At 57.4% G+C, this 17,243-nt stretch carries 16 protein-coding genes; 8 read left to right on the top strand and 8 right to left on the bottom strand.

Annotation, left to right across the window (positions count from 1 at the left end; genetic code table 11):
* Positions 1 to 63: 63 nt before the first annotated feature.
* The 5 genes from AA0535_RS08115 to AA0535_RS08095 are packed head-to-tail and all read right to left on the bottom strand — an operon-like array spanning position 64 to position 6,403.
* Positions 64 to 1,365, bottom strand: a complete 1,302-nt coding sequence (locus tag AA0535_RS08115) for a glycosyltransferase family 4 protein (protein WP_264815458.1) — start codon at positions 1,363 to 1,365, stop codon at positions 64 to 66.
* A gap of 17 nt (positions 1,366 to 1,382) precedes the next feature.
* On the bottom strand, positions 1,383 to 2,018 hold the full coding sequence (locus AA0535_RS08110; protein ID WP_264815457.1) for a sterol desaturase family protein: 636 nt from the start codon (positions 2,016 to 2,018) through the stop codon (positions 1,383 to 1,385).
* A gap of 11 nt (positions 2,019 to 2,029) precedes the next feature.
* Positions 2,030 to 3,286, bottom strand: a complete 1,257-nt coding sequence (locus AA0535_RS08105) for a glycosyltransferase family 4 protein (RefSeq protein WP_264815456.1) — start codon at positions 3,284 to 3,286, stop codon at positions 2,030 to 2,032.
* Positions 3,280 to 4,647: a capsule biosynthesis protein gene (locus tag AA0535_RS08100; protein ID WP_264815455.1), complete on the bottom strand. Its 1,368-nt coding sequence runs from the start codon at positions 4,645 to 4,647 to the stop codon at positions 3,280 to 3,282. Before AA0535_RS08100 ends, AA0535_RS08105 begins: the two co-directional genes overlap by 7 nt.
* The gene (locus tag AA0535_RS08095) at positions 4,640 to 6,403 is read right to left on the bottom strand and encodes a capsular polysaccharide export protein, LipB/KpsS family (protein ID WP_264815454.1); all 1,764 of its coding nucleotides are present in this window, start codon (positions 6,401 to 6,403) and stop codon (positions 4,640 to 4,642) included. Before AA0535_RS08095 ends, AA0535_RS08100 begins: the two co-directional genes overlap by 8 nt.
* Positions 6,404 to 6,949: 546 nt before the next feature.
* Between AA0535_RS08095 and AA0535_RS08090 the strand changes: the two genes are divergently transcribed.
* A complete protein-coding gene (locus tag AA0535_RS08090; protein ID WP_264815453.1) occupies positions 6,950 to 8,578 on the top strand; it encodes an LTA synthase family protein in 1,629 nt (542 codons plus the stop codon).
* Here AA0535_RS08090 and AA0535_RS08085 read toward each other — a convergent pair.
* The gene (locus AA0535_RS08085) at positions 8,518 to 9,717 is read right to left on the bottom strand and encodes a glycosyltransferase (RefSeq protein WP_264815452.1); all 1,200 of its coding nucleotides are present in this window, start codon (positions 9,715 to 9,717) and stop codon (positions 8,518 to 8,520) included. The two genes, AA0535_RS08090 and AA0535_RS08085, sit on opposite strands and share 61 nt — an antisense overlap.
* 1,454 nt (positions 9,718 to 11,171) lie before the next feature.
* Here AA0535_RS08085 and AA0535_RS08080 point away from each other — a divergent pair.
* Genes AA0535_RS08080 through AA0535_RS08070 form a run of 3 tightly spaced genes read left to right on the top strand, consistent with a single transcriptional unit; the run spans position 11,172 to position 13,200 of the window.
* Entirely contained in the window at positions 11,172 to 11,834 is a 663-nt protein-coding gene (locus AA0535_RS08080) for a DUF2239 family protein (RefSeq protein WP_264815451.1), read from the top strand.
* Complete coding sequence (locus AA0535_RS08075) at positions 11,834 to 12,295, top strand: DUF1330 domain-containing protein (RefSeq protein WP_264815449.1); 462 nt, start codon at positions 11,834 to 11,836, stop codon at positions 12,293 to 12,295. The genes AA0535_RS08080 and AA0535_RS08075 overlap by 1 nt, the downstream gene beginning before the upstream one ends.
* A complete protein-coding gene (locus AA0535_RS08070) occupies positions 12,292 to 13,200 on the top strand; it encodes an alpha/beta fold hydrolase (RefSeq protein WP_264815448.1) in 909 nt (302 codons plus the stop codon). Before AA0535_RS08075 ends, AA0535_RS08070 begins: the two co-directional genes overlap by 4 nt.
* 63 nt (positions 13,201 to 13,263) lie before the next feature.
* Here AA0535_RS08070 and AA0535_RS08065 read toward each other — a convergent pair whose 3' ends face one another.
* Positions 13,264 to 13,725, bottom strand: a complete 462-nt coding sequence (locus AA0535_RS08065) for a cupin domain-containing protein (protein WP_264815446.1) — start codon at positions 13,723 to 13,725, stop codon at positions 13,264 to 13,266.
* A 95-nt stretch (positions 13,726 to 13,820) separates the two neighbouring features.
* Between AA0535_RS08065 and AA0535_RS08060 the strand changes: the two genes are divergently transcribed.
* Both AA0535_RS08060 and AA0535_RS08055 read left to right on the top strand, forming a co-directional pair.
* Complete coding sequence (locus AA0535_RS08060; RefSeq protein WP_264815445.1) at positions 13,821 to 14,687, top strand: LysR family transcriptional regulator; 867 nt, start codon at positions 13,821 to 13,823, stop codon at positions 14,685 to 14,687.
* Positions 14,650 to 15,267: a GNAT family N-acetyltransferase gene (locus tag AA0535_RS08055; protein ID WP_264815444.1), complete on the top strand. Its 618-nt coding sequence runs from the start codon at positions 14,650 to 14,652 to the stop codon at positions 15,265 to 15,267. The genes AA0535_RS08060 and AA0535_RS08055 overlap by 38 nt, the downstream gene beginning before the upstream one ends.
* Positions 15,268 to 15,274: 7 nt before the next feature.
* Here the strand turns inward: AA0535_RS08055 and AA0535_RS08050 are convergent, their stop codons facing one another.
* Entirely contained in the window at positions 15,275 to 15,778 is a 504-nt protein-coding gene (locus AA0535_RS08050; protein WP_264815443.1) for a winged helix-turn-helix transcriptional regulator, read from the bottom strand.
* 148 nt (positions 15,779 to 15,926) lie between these two features.
* Here AA0535_RS08050 and AA0535_RS08045 point away from each other — a divergent pair, with 148 nt between their 5' ends.
* Complete coding sequence (locus AA0535_RS08045; RefSeq protein WP_264815441.1) at positions 15,927 to 16,742, top strand: SDR family NAD(P)-dependent oxidoreductase; 816 nt, start codon at positions 15,927 to 15,929, stop codon at positions 16,740 to 16,742.
* 25 nt (positions 16,743 to 16,767) lie between these two features.
* Positions 16,768 to 17,187: a tautomerase family protein gene (locus AA0535_RS08040; protein WP_264815439.1), complete on the top strand. Its 420-nt coding sequence runs from the start codon at positions 16,768 to 16,770 to the stop codon at positions 17,185 to 17,187.
* Positions 17,188 to 17,243 lie beyond the last annotated feature (56 nt).

The raw sequence follows: 17,243 nt of genomic DNA, 5'->3' as shown, positions 1-17,243 counted from the left end.
TTGTATCCGGAGCCATGCCCGGATTTGATCTCTCTACCCGTGAAGTTTTCCCCGAGGGGCGCTTCAGCGGACACAAGCACTGTACAAGGCCCCTAGCCGCTCCTCATACGATCGCATGTCGTACTTGCGCACCTGCATAGGTGCCATTCGCCTTATATCGGCACGTATTGTTTCGTCGCGATCCAGTTTCTCGATACCCGCGGCAATGCTGGCTGTGTCATACGGATCAACGAACACTGCGGCATCGCCAGCAACTTCTTTGAGGGCGCCCTCTCCTGAGGTCAAAACGGGCGTATCTACTGCAAGTGCCTCGAGCACGGGCAATCCAAAGCCTTCGCATATAGACGGAAACAAGAGGCCCTTGGCAGTCCGCGTGAGTGCCGTCAGCAAATCGCGGCTGAGGTAATCGAGCTTGATGACCTTACCAGCCTCAACACCCCGCTCTATAAAGCGGAGTTCTGCATCTGACTTCCAAGCCATCGCACCGACGATGACCAGGGGCACTGTCACGTCCGCCACAAGAAAACTCTCAAGGAGCCGTCCGAGATTTTTCTTTGGCTCCAGTGATCCGAAAAACAGGTAATATCCCTCTTTCTTCAGCCCAAACAGCGCCTTCACCTTACGAGCGGCGAGTTCGGCCGCCTCTTCTGAGGCTTCCCCATCCTGATGAAACGACTGATACGTATTATGAGTGCGTCCTGCCGCCTCAGGGAAAAAGGAGATAATATCCGCTTTAGAACTTTCTGAGACCGTGCAAAGGCCATCTGCCTGGGCCACTAGTTTTTTCAGCAACCGGTGATGATACGCTTTGTCGTCCAAGGTGGTATAGGGCAACCGGAGCGGAACCAGATCGTGGATCGTATAGATATTCTTTGCCCCCTCCAACTTGATAGGTAAGGGGTAGGTCCAGTGCATGATCTGTGGCGGCGCTGGCAATCGCACTGACATGAGCTTTCCAGTCAGGCGAAAGTGCCGCGCGGCCTTGCGATAAAGACCTGGAACATTCCAGATCTTGTCAAATGACGGCAGGCGGTCTGCCACACCGCGGGGTTCCACCGCCCCCGTTATGGGTACTGGCTGCCCGCGCTGCACCTGAAGCATCTCCCATGTCTCAACGCACCAACGGGGTGAGAGCACAGGAGATCTGCGCCTGGGTTTGACTCCATCCAGACTGTTGAAAAACTCAACCTCCATCAGGTTCCCGCTGGCATGTCGAGGCATCTCGAGACCATAAAGAATACCCGTCTCACAGCCCATGTTTCTCAGGCATTGCGTCAAAGTGCGAGCGTAGGTGGCAACGCCTGTTCCCTTCGGCATAGCAAGATTGTAGCCGTCAACGACAACGCTCGGATGGATGTCAGACATGGAGAAAGCAGCCAAATTCAATCGCGCGTGGAAAACAGAGAATCGATAAACGGAACGGTAATCGAGAAATTGTGTTCATCACTGACATAATGGTGCTTCAGGTGGTGGCGCTTCACACGGGCCGCCCAAGGAGATTTCATTTCGAAATTATGGCATGCGTAGTGGGTCAGATCGTAGATAAAATAACCCAGAACGAAGCCCGCCATGAGAGCGGTCCCCGTAGCGAGCCCGAACACCGCTATGGCACCCAACTCGAACAACGCCGCAAGGGGTAGGGAAACACTCAGGGGCATCAGGGTGCGCAGTCGATGGGATGGCTGTATATGATGGTTAGTGTGCATCATCCACACGAGGGCATCGATATGACGATTTCCCGACTTCAGATGGAACAGGAAACGATGCATCACATATTCGAAGATAAACCAGACGACCAACCCGCCGGCAATCATCCCAATTGTCTTTCCAGCCCCTTGAGCTTCTGAGATGACAAGAACAATTTGCAGCAACAAAAGCGGGATCCAGACACCGAGGAACATGTTGATCGATATAAGCGTGAACCGCTCCAGTCGATCAGACTTAAAAATGCGGATTGGGGGATCGTTTCTCCCCAAACGAGGCATAACAGCGGACTTTCTTCGACGGGCGTGCGGCATAGCTTGGGCCCTCATGCCAAATAGGTCTCGACCTCGGGGATCACTTTATCAAGCTGACTTATGGACGCCTCAACGCTCTCAGTCCATCCCCAAAAGCGGGCTGTTACAACAGCTTTACCCTGCCTAACATAGCGCTCGCCACGGTTACAGAAATCCTCAATCGCGCATCGCCAGCCAGGGCCGTCGAGCGGGTCGAGATACTCAGGAATGTGACCGCCTACTTCTCTGAGGACCGGGATATCAGCACAAATGGCGGGTACCCCCAGCATGAGCGCCTCGGCCAGCGGGAGCCCAAACCCCTCCGAAAAGCTCGGGAAAAGAAGCGCGCGTGCACCGCGAAGGATATCCACCGTTTCGCGATCGGGAAGCCCGTTCATCTCCTGTACCTTCCCTCGCAGAGCTGGGCACCGTTCGAGCATGTCGATGACGTTCTCATTCTCCCACCCGCGCTTTCCGATTAGAATCAGACGAGGCACCTGTCTGCCTTCCGCTTGAACCATCTCACGCCACAAATTGAGAAGGAGAAGATGGTTCTTGCGCGGCTCAATCGTCCCGAGACAAACGAAATACACGTCCTCCTCATTCATCTCGCTCTCAGGAGGCGCAGGTGAGCGTGCATAGGCAGGAACACCGTGACGTATCGTCCACACTGGGATTGCACGCGTTGTCTTACTCTTTAGCGTGATGCGTAATGCATCTCCAACAACGTCCGAGGGTACTATGACACCGTCAGCCAGCGCGGCAACAGTCTCGATGCGGCGTCGATGGCGCTCAGGCTCCCTGGGGCGGGAATACTCAGGGTACTCGAGCGGGATAAGATCGTGGATCATGGTGATGAAGACAGCATTCCAGCGCCTCAATGCGCGGGCGATAGTGTCTTTGCGCATAAGATGGTGGTGTGACGTCAGGAGATAAGCGATCCTCCTGCCGTGTGCCCTCTGCCGCAACATACCCACGCGGTTCGGCCACCAGAGCAGCAGGCGTTGAAGTCTTCGCGCTGCGCCCTGAGCTGAGACGCGCGTATCACCATTCCATCGAGCCTCGATCAAATCGACGAAATTCTCCGTTGCCTGCAATGGCAAGAGTCTGAGTATGCCCAGTGGATGCATGGCACAGAAGCCCGTGCGGTGCCGCGCGTGGTCCAGTAGGTATCGCGCATACGCCAGCTCAACCCTGTCGATACCGGTCGCCGCTGCCGCAGTCGCCCTTGAGATCAGACGAGAAATATCAAGCACAATGAAAGGTGCGTCATCATGGTGCTTCAGCAAATCTTGAGTCTCACTTTCCGCGCGGGCAGGTCAGCCATCCCGAGTGGCCTGTAGATATTGTTCACTGCCTGTTGTGGTGAGCGCGGCAACAACCAACGGGCATATTCCATCGGGCAATGCGCCTTGAGCCGTTTCACGCTGCCTTTTACGAGCATGTCCAGAGCCTCGTCCGAGAAGAACCCCCCCTTGACAAGGCATCGCTCTATCAGCACCCGCCTGAACGCATCGAACAATGCCATATCCGGCTCGCCGGGGTCACTCCAGAATTCGTCGAGGCTACGTGTGTAGGTGATGCCGGGGACACCGTATACGGCATCACCGAGCGTGATGACGGGCCGCCCAGAATTCAGAGCAAGCGTGCCGGTCGTACTGTTGATCGTCACCAATCCTCGGGAGTCACGCACCATCAGGGCGATATCCCCCTCCTCCACGTAATCCACCCTATGTCGAACGCCATGCTGCGCAGCCACATCGGCAACGCGATGCCGCCAGTCCACCACCCCATTATCGAGCGGATGCTCCTTGACAACCAGTCGGAGATCTTCGGGGGCATGCATGGCGAAAGATGAGATCACCCGCACGAGAGCATCGCCAATAGAAGCGAAAGGGGAATGCAGGCGCACCTGCGCATCTGCATCGAGCTGCAACGGAAAGAGCATGTAACGCGCCTTCGTAGCACTCAGGCGCTCAAGCACTGCTTTCGAGCGACGACGTGCCGGCTTCCGATCGACGAGCCGCTTCAGCCAGCCCATCCCCTCCACCAGAGGCGGCCAAGGACGGTGTGTAGTCCAGTGACGGTAATACCAGCGTGAGAGCAGGTCTGCCGCGTTGTAAGCGACCCCCTCGAGTGCGCGACGTCTGAAGGAAGACGGAACGGTCTGCGGAAGATGTTCACTTGGTTCGCTGAATTCATGGTCAAGATACCAGGCAGGGTCTCTCGGCAGAGCGGAATAGCCGTTTACGCCGCCAATCTCCAGGGTCACCCAGTCGGGCCTGATGTAGCCTTCCTCAAAGACGTGAACCGTTGTCAGTTGCTCGCGACATACTTCAATCGCTGCTCTGTGGAGCGTTCGGCAATCTCCGAACAGAAGCACATCGGTGATACGGTGCTTGGCGATCAGTCCGCGCAACTCTGCCGGCCAGTCTTCCTCGGTGCCTGTGTAATCAATCCCGCCGGGCTGGCGCCAGAAGAGTCGGTCTCCGCCATTAAAGTTGACCTTGTGGACGCTGAATCCCTCACGCCTGAGAGCGGCACCGACCAGCTGAAAGAAAGGACCCATCAGCCCTTGGAGCAACAGGAAATGACGCTTGGCGGGCTGCATAGATGATGGCGGTACCGGGTTGTCACTTCTGTCAGTCATGAGAAAATACTCGTGCCAGCTCGTGGCAAAATTTTGTCACGTTTTTGGTCAAGGCTCCCTGCTTTCTTCGTAGCGAAGTCCTCATACCGGTGCGCCACAGCCCAGGCTCCCCCAACCTTCCGATCAATGTCTCAGGCGAGCAGGGCAAGCCACTCACTGGATCGAGATACCTCGGATAGATAATGAGCGTGGCTGCGATCAGTTCCTCAAGCGTTAGAATTCTGTTTCGACGTCCGGTCGGGGCCGCGAAATCGGTTGTGAGCCCCCACCCCGAGTAGAAGGGCTGTCCCCATGTCGAAACCTTGATCCCACGCATCAAGGCTTCGAACCCTGTCAGAGAGGTTAGCGTATGGACCTCATCGATCTCACCCAGCAGTCCCGGCATCGATCCGCCACGATGAATCTCATCAGCGACCAGGAGGGCCGCATCATCGGCTATGGCCCCTGCTCGATGTCCCGCATCCACATCAGGATGGGGTCGGTAAATGATCCAGGCATCGGGTTCAACCTGCCTCACACGTCTGATGAGTTCGAGGTTACTGTACACCCCGGCGCCACCTTTCAAGACCGACTGATCGTCTGAAACTTGTCCGGGCACAAGAATGACATGCCTTCGCTCTCGGCTTTTCACCCTAATCGGTGTTCCCGCCTCAACGCGGGAATGAGTGCCATATTTTGAGATACGTTCTTCCACGATACGTCTTGCGAGACATCTCGCACGCTCAATCAGCAAAGGATCGAAGACTTGTGTCGAGAGGATCGTTTCCAGATCGCTGGGAGAAGCTGGATCATAATAGATGCCACTCTTATCCAGGACGATTGAGGCTGGCGGGAGGAGATCGCTACCGAGCCCCAGCGAGCGGATGAAGCCATCTTCGATGCGCAAGATCGACTGCCCCTCTTGCGCAACCCGTCCTTCCAGCCCAGACGGCACGCGTGTCGACCAACAAGCGACAGCGCCGTTACTGTCTCTCGCCGCACGCACAGCCGAGGCGGTGTGACGCATGAAACGAGGAGACCCAGGGGCTTGGGCGAGGAATTGCCGCATCCTGGCTTTCTTCCACCAGGCCATCCCCATGCAGGCAGCTATCTCTCGATTATCCTGCACGATGTCGCGCCAATCTGACAGATGCACGAGGATGTCATCGAAGGTCGTTTCCGTTCCAAAGAACGGATCATGGTATCGGGTACCATACACAATGGCGCTCGCTGCCTTCAGACGGTTCGCTTGGGACGGAATCTTCTTATCCATGCACCAGACGGCTCGATCATAGGCCAGTCCTAACAGACCCAGATCGCCCATTCCGAAGGTCAGAACGACAGCGCTGTGTTCGAGAAGAGCGTGAGGATTGATTGGTCGCCTGACAATTCTCGCACCTTCCGCCGCAGCCCCCCGTAACAGGTGAGATATCGAAGGCTGGCTTCGGGTGGAGACGCTGACCGTGATTTCGTTAGCGTACCATCCCGACTTTGCGATGCGCCACGCCTGTCGCGCCTCAAGGGGATTGGACGGCAACTCAAGGAGTACCCGACGACTCGAATCGGGTTTGAGACCATGAGGGTTCGTGTAATCCCCGCCCAAACGTCGTCGGGCCAGTTCCTCGAATTTTGAGAGGGCCGTCTCAGGGTCACCCCCGAAGCTGTCGGCCTCAAACTCCTCCCACGAGCACGGGAATACTCCAAGGTCGGGAAGCCTGGGACGGAATGGTGGCGCACGCAGCAGCACAGGTAATGGACATTGCTGGCGACGCATCATGCTCCAATCGTCAACGAGCTACTAGGGTGACCTGACAGACAACGATATCTCTCACAAATCCCTGCGTGTGGCAAAATGCAATTCCCAGCACGATTGCCGAAAATGTAAATTCAGGTAACAGGCGAAACTGAGTATCATTTCGGTATCGATATTTTCCTCATTGCGTGAGACTACCATGTTTTCCGCGTCAGGAAGAACCAACGTCCTGCCCTGAGCCGCTCTTTATTATCGGTTACGCTCCCGGTGGAACCGATCAGTCCCCAGAAGAATTCGACATCAGGCAGGTTTGTATCGCGTAAATGTCCAAAGCACTGCTGGGGTTTCCCATGTATGCCTCATCATCAGTCGAACCAGCGCTCCACGGGATTGCGCGGCGTGGCACACCGCCTCGGCGTCACGACTGCAAGATCTTCAAGCACATTTATCCGTGCTCCAACATTTTGGGGTCCTTCGGTTGAATCCTTAACCCAGAAGTTTGCCGTAGCCTTCTCTTCGACCGCTCGACTATGTTCCCCCTGATCCGCAGCTTCCTCATCTGCGAGGCGGTTGACCAAATGGCGCCGCTTGGAGCGGTATATTGTCTCCTATGGGGCTGACCAGTTGCTCTCGCCATTCTTTTCACGCGTGAAACTTGCTACTGGGCTGGCTTCTGTGAAAGCAGACACTGACGAATCATTTTCATCCCAGCTGTCCAGGACCATGCAAACAGAATCGATCTTCTTCGTGATCATGGCCTGTGTAAGCGCGATATGCGCCGAAATCACCGACCGCCTTACCATTCCTTCTCGATTACACAGGAGCGCTCATGGCGCAGCCCTGAGAATTCTCCCTGTCCTCTGGGCCTACGCGGTACTGACCGCTCTTTCCGGGTCGCCGGTTATCGGCGCGGCATTACCGCTGATGAGCGTACTGGCGCTTGTCATCGGTTCGAACACGAAATACCGCATCCTCGGTGAGCCGCTCGTCTTCTCCGACCTGGTCGTTGTCCGATCCTTTATCATGTACCCCCGCTTCTATCTTGAAGCGATCTCGCTGCCACTGCGCTGCTTGCTTCTTATCTCGGCGGTTTTGATCATCTACCTCGTCATGAGCTTCTCCTCCCCTGATCGCACAATGGCAGCGGCAGGCCTGTCCCTCGCCCTCGCCAGCACCGCCGGTCTGCTGATTGCGTCGAGTCAGACGCGGAAGTCGACGAGAATGTCCGAGCCGGCGCTGGAGCATGATATTGCAACCTACGGTTTGTTTGCGGTGCTGATCATCTACTGGCTTCGTTGGCGTCAAACGCGCGACCACCCTGCCCCGGCGCCTGTCGAGGAAACGTCTGTCGGGGCGACGCCGCACTCAATCGTCATCGTGCAGTGCGAGTCCTTTGCACAATTGACCGCCCAGCTCGCTTATCTGCCGGGCCTCAGTCTCGCGAGGCACCGTGCAATAGCGTGGGGGAATCTCGAAGTTAGTGGTTTCGGCGCTTACACAATGCGCACCGAGTTCGGGGTGCTCTGTGGAATAGACGAAGAGGCTTTGGGACTGCGACGCTACGACCCCTTCCTGACAGCCGGACACGTACCAGGTCATTCACTCCCGGTGAAACTCGCCGCACTATATCCTCAGAGTTTCTTTCTGCATCCGCACGACCTACGTTTCTACGATCGGATAAAACTCATGCCTCGTCTGGGTTTCCAACATCTGATCGGAGAAAACCATTTCCCTCCGGCCGAAGCAGGATCGCCCTACGTGAGCGATCGGGAGATAGGCCACAAGATTTTGTCCCTTGTGGACCAGGCTTCCGAACCCACGTTGATCTACGCCGTCACGATGGAGAATCACGGGCCGTGGGACAAGGGTCGAGCAGGTCAAACCGACGGCATCAGCGCCTGGGCCCATCACGTCCGGAATAGCGATAAACTGCTCAACCAGCTCGTCGATGGGCTCGATAGAAGCGAGCAGTCGAGTCTATTGATTTTCTTTGGCGATCACCGCCCTACAATTCCCGGCCACATCGCTCCAGGCCGTGTGCGTCACACGCCTTATGTAGCACTCCAGTTCCCCGCCGGCGGGGAACACTGTCTAGACATCGCCGAGACGCCCTCCACGCGCACGCCGGCGGAACTTCATCAGCTGATCCTTAATCTTGTATCGGGCATCGAGGCAAATCCCGGGTCGACGGTTGCGTAAAAACTGCTCAAACGTCTCGTGAAATGTTCCTGACTGAAGCGCGCAGCACGCGCCCTTCCACGGGCAGATAACTGCTGCAGATACCCGTCTTCCAACTCGCTATCCAAGGCCGCAATTCCATCAGCGATATCTCGGACACTTAGCGGGTCCACGAGGTATGCGGCATCGCCGGCGACTTCCCCAGTCGCTCCCCCTCGTGATGTCAGTACCGGCGTGCCAAGACTCATAGCCTCAATGATCGGCAGGCCAAACCCTTCCGCCAATGAAGGAAAGAGAAGAGCACGGGCCCCTTTCAGGGTCCGCAGGAGGCGGATCTTGTCGCACCATGGGATCCTTACAACATGACTAGTCGCCCCACGGGACCGGCAGTCCGGTCGGTCGTCACCGTCAGGCCCAATCAGTGTAAGGGTACGAACACTCGAACTCATCGCATGAGCTTCGAGCAATCGGTCGATATTTTTTCGGGACTCAACGCGGCCGATACAGATGAAACCTCCATCCGGCACAAGCGGTTCAGCCTGCATGACGGCCTCCAGCAAGGCAGCATCGAATGACACAGGTTGATAAAGGTTATGCAGTTTCTGCGGTTCGATAGAGAATTGCTCGATCAACTGCGTTCGGACCGTTTCGGACACCGTAGCCACTGCGTCGACGGTTTTAAGCAATACTCGAAGGAGGCGTTCGTGACGATCTGGGGCGATTCCGGTCAACTCTGGATGCGTCAGGGGGATCAAATCGTGGATCGTCACGACATTCGGCACATTTGCGAGCGTGATCGGCAGAGGCGCCGTCCAGTGCATCAAACGAGGGCGTTGTAGCGACGGCGGCAATCTCAACTCGGTTAAACGCCTTCGCAATCCGAATCGAGAGTGAGCAGTACGGAAGAGGTCGGTTGCGTACAGAAAGTTGCCTTGGGCATCTTCCAACGTCTGTCCGCGACGGGACACTGCAGAGACAAAGCGGCCTGCCCTCGCAAATCGAGCATGACGCCCTCCATAGGCCTCCTGAAGCACAATCCGCGAAGGTATCCCACACTCAGTCAGTGTGTCGCGAAGGCCGTGCACATAACTATGGACGCCTGTCCCACCTGGTTGCCAGTTGCGGCCGTCGAGCCATACAGTGTTATCATTTTCAGACATGTCCACGAGCATAAGACTAGTTCAAGACATGCGCGAGCCTAGATAGGGCGAGGCGCCCGGCAATGTGAAAAGGGTGGCGATCGTGAGTTTGTGCGGAATTCGGCGATCTCGGTAGATTGCAGGAATGTTATCCTTCATCACGTATTGAAATCCGTCTCTGTGACGCGCGCAAAAACGTGGGCTCGAGATCGAGTCTTTAGACAGTTGTGCCCGAAGATGGTTATGGATGTGTGAGAAACTTGCCTAGCGAGTCGCGGGCTAAGCCCGCCATGCGTATTAGATCTCGACAAAATCTGCCGCGGCAGCAACGCAGACCACGGAAGCGGCAGTTTACTCGTATCGGGTACCAGTAGTTCACCGCCCTTTGGGGCGAGCCCATAAAATTTTGACCAGATGGCGGTGTCCATAAGCCTATTTGGAGCACGAAAGGGACGGCTCATTTCGTTTCAACGGAACGACAGGCCGCGGGTCTTTGCTTCACAAACCTCGCGCAACCGGTTTGAGGCCGATCACCCGTCGCAAGCGACATAGTGTGGCACACCTGGCAGTACGTTCAGGTGAGCTATAGCGGACGGCAGTTCGAGCCTTGCCCCTGGGTCAGGGTCAATAACAGGGTATTTCCGCGCCCATCTGTCGCTATGCGTATCTTGCCGCCAAAGCCTCTGGGCGAGCGGCTAAGTGTTTGGGACAGTAACTTCGGCCTTTTCCCGTCTGAGCGGCTTCTGCCGCTCTGCGATGCGCCATGATGCTCGTGCGTCCAGAAAGACCATACCCAAGGTTAGATCCCTGTTCTTTTCCCTTTCAGTGAGTACCTCCCCCAGATCTAGCTTCACTCAGCGAATGAAAAGGTGAGCTCCAGTCCACCCAGAGTTGAACTCCGAAGGAAAAAAGCGCCTTTTCACGCCGTTCTGATGACGCCAGAAGAACGCCAATACCGTCAGGCGCCGATTGCGTGGGGGTCGTTTGCCTCTGGGTCGCGCCGCCTCGATCGAAGGCTCGCAGTTTCACCATGCAACATCAGAAATCCCAGACTGCTCCAAACTTATCACAAAGAGCTAGGCAGACCCACTGGGGATGCAAGGCCTAACAGGCCCTAATCGAATTGGGAGGCAAGTTGGTCGCGCCAGTGAACGCCAGCCGCACAACACAAAGAACGCCTCGAGCGTTGGCTCTAAGGCGCTGTCCGAGAGTTCGTTAAAGTTGGTTGCGGGGGCAGGCAACCATCTCAACTTGCTCTTCCGCGCTGCGACCTAAACGACTTGAGACGATAGGCCCCCTCACCCTCTCGGCTTCAGCCACCATGTGAACGTGGGCGTCCCAGACAGCCGCCTTGAAGAAGCATCCTGCGCCGCACGATTTCAATTGATCAAAGAGAAATCAAAATTTCACCCGGATATAATTGACATGCCACTTTTATCCGGGTATTAATCGGGCAATCCACAAGCGAGCATCATATGTCCGATCCTACTCTCAAGACCTGCACGGCATTCGTCGGGCATCAATTGCTGCTCTCAGGACCTCTCGCTGAAGTGGCCCTGGCAGTTCGGCATTCGAGCGAAGCGGCAGACATGGTTCTCGTGTTTGACGACGCAACGGGTCACATTGTCGATCTCGATCTGCGTGGCAATGACGCCGATATTCTTGAACGGATTTCCCAGCCCCCGACGACCTATGCGGGGCGCTATCGCCCCAAAATTGATGTGGTGCCGACCCCGCAGGGATCGGACGAAGCCCCGAGCCAGAAAACCCGAGGCCGGCCGAAGTTGGGCGTCGTCGCCCGCGAGGTGACCTTGCTGCCCCGGCAGTGGGAATGGCTGACGGACCAGCCCGGCGGAGCGTCCGCGACGCTGAGACGTCTCGTCGACGACGCGCGCAAAGCGGCGAACCCACTCCAGCTGAAGCGAGCGGCGCAGGAGGCCGCTTACCAGTTCATGCAGGCGATCGCAGGCGATCTGCCCGGCTACGAAGAAGCGACTCGGGCACTCTTTGCCGACGACCGGTCCTCATTGGAACAACGGATCGCTGCGTGGCCTGAAGACATCCGCACCTATGCGCTGCGTCTAGCATTCGGTGCGAGCGACAACCAAGGCTTAACCCGCCATTCAACGGAACGCTAATGACCAGAACTGAAACCATTTCCTACCTGGAACCGACACAGGAAGCCGGCCGTACGTTCGTAAAGCGCGATCTTGCCGGCCCCGTCGTGATGCTTAACCTGCTGCGCTTCAGGGACATGGCCGATTATTCGAGCCACCCCGATCTGGCGCCTACCGTGCCGATCAGCGGCGCTGAAGCTTTCGATCGCTACATTCAGCACACACTGCCTTTTCTGCGGGAAACGGGGGGCGATATCCTGTTTTTAGGCCATGGTGGCCCCTTCCTGATCGGCCCCGGCGACGAACGCTGGGATATGGCAATGCTGATCAGGCAGGCAAGCGCCGCGTCCTTCCTCTCCTTCGCCAGCCGCGCGGGGTATCTGGCGGGGCTCGGTCATCGTACGGCGGCGGTGACGGATGCACGACTTCTGCCGCTATCCGAAATGCCGCTGCCCATCGCCGTTGATGGAGCGAGGCCATGAATATTGTGAAAGCCAATGGCATCGAACTTGCCTGGGACAGTTTCGGCCATGCCGATGCGGAACCGGTCCTGCTGATTTCGGGGCTCGGAACGCAGATGATCCGCTGGTCCGAACCCTTCTGTACGGGGCTGGCCGCGCGAGGCTATCGCGTGATCCGCTTCGACAATCGCGATGCGGGCCGCTCGACGCATTTCAGCGTTTCGCCCGCGCCGGATTTCGGCGCGCTCGCGGCTGCCCTGATGGCCGGGCGCAGACCTGACGTGCCCTATACGCTTGACGACATGGCGGCGGATGCTATCGGCCTCCTCGATGCGCTCGGGATCGTCAGGGCGCATGTCGTCGGGCGCTCGATGGGGGGCATGATCGCGCAGGTTCTCGCCAGCGATCATGCCGATCGGGTCCTTTCGCTGACGTCGATCATGTCGAGCACCGGCAATCCGGCCCTGCCGCAGGCGGAAGCCGATGTGATGGCGATGATGATGCGCGCCGCGCCTGATCCTGTGATCGACCCGGAAGGCTTTCTGGCGGTGCGCCTCGCGTTCGCGCGGAGGATCGCCGGGACAGGTTATCCTTTCGATGAAGAGGCTCATCGCGCCATTCTCCTTGACGAAGCAAGGCGTTGCTACGATCCGGGCGGGGCCGCGCGGCAGATCGCCGCAATGGCGGTGGCTGGAGACCGGCGGGCACGGCTTGCGGACATCACGATACCAACCGTCGTCATCCACGGAACGGATGATCCATTAATACCGCCCGCCTGCGGTCAGGACACGGCGCGCTCGATCCCAAATGCGATCTACCTGCCTATCGAGGGAATGGGTCATGATTTGCCGCGCGAAGTTGAAGAACGGATCATCGACGCGATTTGCAACGTGATGGCAGGCCAATCACGGCTTGAAAAAGTTTGACGGCTTCGCAGAGTATGAGGGTGACGCCGGTCGTCACCCTCATACTCCCTGTGCCAGTAGACTTTACGAGGACACAACCGGGCCAACAATGGCCTGGCCAAACGTTTCGCAGACGGACTGGACGTCGTTGAGGTCATGCGGAACCGGCAGAGCATCCATGGCCTGGAAAAAGCGGTCATGGCGTGAGGGTGTCGATACCAACATCAAGCGCGCCACGCCTCCCATCGCGGAAAAGCCATGGGTGACGCCTTTGGCAACGAACAGCCGATCTCCCGCCTTTACTTCAATCTTTTGCACGTCGATCAGGAACCGCAACCGCCCTTCGCTGATGCAGAAGACCTTGTCCTCCTCAAACGAGATGTGCGCCGGCGCGCCCTGATCCGGTTGTACCGTCATTGCCATGACGGTCATGGGTGCAGCTTCGCCACCGAGCAGGATTTCGGCATCGATGCCCGAGAAGCGGACGGTGGCGTGGGAGGAGAGTACGCCGCTTGCAGGCGCAGCAGGATGAGGGGTGATGTCCATGATGTGGTCTCCTTACTATCCGGACCGACTGTACCTCATCAGAGTAAGCACCATTACCTGGCAAGTTCTGCCATCATCATCTATTATTCTGAACAATGATGAAACTTGATCCGATCCAAAGCTTTGTCGAAGTGGTTCGTGCTGGCGGGTTTACCGCGGCGGCGCGGTACACGGGCATGCCGCGTTCGACGGTAAGCCTTCAGGTCAGGGTGCTCGAAGAAGCGTTAGGGGTTCGGTTGCTCAAGCGCTCGACCCGTTCCTTTGCCCTGACGGACGAGGGGCAGCGCCTCTATGACAAGGCGTCGGGTCCAGTAGATCTTCTCGTCCGGGCGCTTGATGACCTGCAAGCGGGAGATGGCGTATTGGGCGGTCTGATCAGGCTGACCGTCCCGGCGGATTTTCCCACCGCGTTGCTGGCGAGCGCAATCACCAGCTTCACGCAGACCCACGCGGCAGTCCGCTTCCAGATTATGTCGACAAATGCCGTGATGGACCTTGTCGAGGACAACATCGACATTGCGGTCAGAGTCGGCGCGAACCCTGCCCAGACTGCAATCGAACGACGCTTACTCGACATCGAATGGGCTTTCTATGCGAGCACATCGTGGCTGAAGCGAAAGGGGCGGCCGGAAAATATCAGCGAGGTGGAGGATTTCATCTCCCCGCAACCAGTCTTGCGCGGATATCTGGAAAAGCATGTGCTTGGTGGTGTTTCCCTACCTGCCGGTGCGATCGAGGTCGATAGCCATGCCTTGGCCCGGGATCTGATGTTGAACGGCTTTGGTGTTGCTGTGTTGCCGCAAGGCTTGTGCCAGGATGCAGTTATGACTGGCAGTGCAGAACCTCTCCTCCCGCACGCGGGGCTCCGCCCGACGCGGCTCAATCTAACGTTTCCAAATCGAGCGGACATGGTGCCAAGAGTGCGTGCATTCGCTGACCACATATGCACTCACTTCCGCTGAAGTGAAAAAGGAAAAGAGAATGGCGTTCCTAAAAGCAACACGGACTTTAGCTGACGACACGTCAAGGCCGCACCGCCTGATATTGCGCGCACGCGATCCTTCCGACGCGGAAGCCTTGTTTTCGACGATGGCCGATGCAGACATTATGCGGTGGTGGTCTCGCGCGCCCTTTGAAGATATCGGGGATCTGCGGGAGTATTTCGCCAGTGACGATCAATCGAGCTGGCGCTCGTGGGTAATTGCACGGACAGGTGACGAACTTGTCGTTGGCTTCGTCGCTGCTGGCCAGAAACGCGAAGGCGTTTGCGAGATCGGCTATCTGCTTGCACGCGAAGCACAGGGGCATGGATATGCGCGCGAGGCCGTCGCCATGTTAATTGACCAATTGTTCGCCGAGGGCCAACGGCGGATTTTCGCCGATACCGATCCGGACAACCAACCCTCAATCGCGCTGCTCACGGCGCTGGGCTTTAAACTGGAGGGGCATCTGCGGGCCGAATGGCAGACGCATATCGGCGTTCGCGATTCTCTGATTTATGGTCTTTTAGCCGACGAGTGGCGCTCTCGGTCCAGCAGATAGATGTTGATCATGCCTGCTTATTGTTGTCTGCGCCCTCGCCCACCCCACTGACGCGCCGCGAGAGCCGCCATGTCATCAATGCGTCGGCACCGGGACCTGGGCGCGTGCCGAGATGTGCCGCATCAAGCGCCTCGTGGGTTTCCTCATCGACCGTCATCAGTTTGACGCCATGGCCCGTCCGCCTGTCGATGAACTCTAGAGGCGCCCCTTGAAATCCGGGCATTTCCCACTGATCCCCAATCTGGACCAAGGCCTGCATGAGGAGGCTGAGATCGCGACCTCTTGCCGTCGGCTGATATTCAAACCGATCGGGTCGCGTCTGATACTGCCGTCGTTCGACGAGCCCGTTTTCCTCCAGGGATTTCAGGCGATCGGACAAGGTCGCGTTTGTAACACCGCTCGATTGGCGCAGATCGTCGTACCGGCGAATGCCGAGCAGCAGATCGCGCATGATGAGCATGCCCCAGCGATCTCCGATCGCTCCCATCACGGCGGCAATGGGGCACACCATCCCTTCAAACCCTTTGGAGCGCATCGCCTTCTCTCGTCTCCGCTCTTTTTCTCGGCCCCCTTGATAGCAGATTTCTACTCTGATGATAAGAGCTTGACCAACTCTTATTATGAGAGTTACATGACCTTCGTGAAGAAGGAGATTGCCGATGCACCAGAATCATGGGGTAGAACGCAGGACAGCTATCGTAACGGGCGCATCGTCGGGGATCGGCGCGGCCTATGCCGATCGCCTTGCCCGACGCGGTTTCGATCTGGTTCTGGTTGCGCGTCGCGCCGACCGGCTGGAGGCTCTCGCCAAGGAAATCGCGAGCTCTCTTGGACGGCAGGTGCGGGTCGTAGCCGCAGATCTCGCGTGCGAGAGCGATCTTCGCCGCATCGAGGGGATCGTTGAGGCGACATCTGATCTCAGCTTGATCGCCAATGTTGCGGGGACCGGCGCATTGGGTCCGGCGACAAGCATCAATCCGTCAGCGGTCGAGGCGATGCTAAAGGTTAATGTTATCGCATTGACAAGGCTGTCGCTGGCGGCGTCCCGACGCTTTACCGCAGTCGGAGCAGGAACGATCATCAATATCGGATCGATTGTGGCAGTCATGGCCGTGCCAGGTGCTGGGGCGTACAGCGGCTCGAAGGCTTATGTGTTCGATTTCTCTCGGGCACTTCAGGCCGAGGCGGAAGGCCATGGCGTAACAGTTCAGGTCGTCATGCCCGGCCCTGTGTATTCGGAGTTTTTTGGCGAGGCCCCGCCACCCTTCCCGGCCGGTTTGTTCATGTCGGCGGACATGCTTGTCGATACGGCCTTAGCAGGTCTCGACCGTGGCGAGACTGTGACGTTCCCGACCCTGCACGATTCAGATCGTTGGGACGCATTCGAGGCTGCCCGCAAGCAATTGGTGCATGGCCTCCTGCAAACGGGACTGCCGGCGCAACGCTACGCCAGCCAGTCGGCTATTATGGAATAACCCAATTTATTCAAGGAGAACCATTATGCCAATGTGGCAAATCTACCATCCTGAAGCTGCTTTTTCTCAATCCGACAAACAGGAACTGGCTGCGAAAATCACGGCGATCTACGAGAGTTTCCTTCCGAGATTCTATGTGAATGTCTTTTTCCATTCGATCCCGAAGGGCGGCCTTTTCATCGGCGGCGAAGTGGCGAACGATTTTGTCCGCGTCACGATCGATCATATCGCGCGCTCGATCGACGATCCCGAAATGCAACAGCAGTTCCTTCGCGGCTGTGCACGCGTACTGGAACCCTATGTCGCCGGGCGCGGCTATCGTTGGGAACTCCATATCGACGACACACCCTTCGACCTGTGGATGATCAACGGCCTGAAACCGCCCCATCCCGGCACGCCAGCCGAATTGAAATGGCGATCGGAAAACAAGCCGTCCACTTATTGAGGCGAGTGTCGCGCGGCACTAGGCGGAGCTCTTGCATCGCATGCTTCGCTTGGGTG

It is taken from the genome of Asaia krungthepensis NRIC 0535, from assembly GCF_025995175.1.
Taxonomy (GTDB): Bacteria; Pseudomonadota; Alphaproteobacteria; order Acetobacterales; family Acetobacteraceae; genus Asaia; species Asaia krungthepensis.
This window is presented reverse-complemented; position numbering and strand designations above follow the sequence as displayed.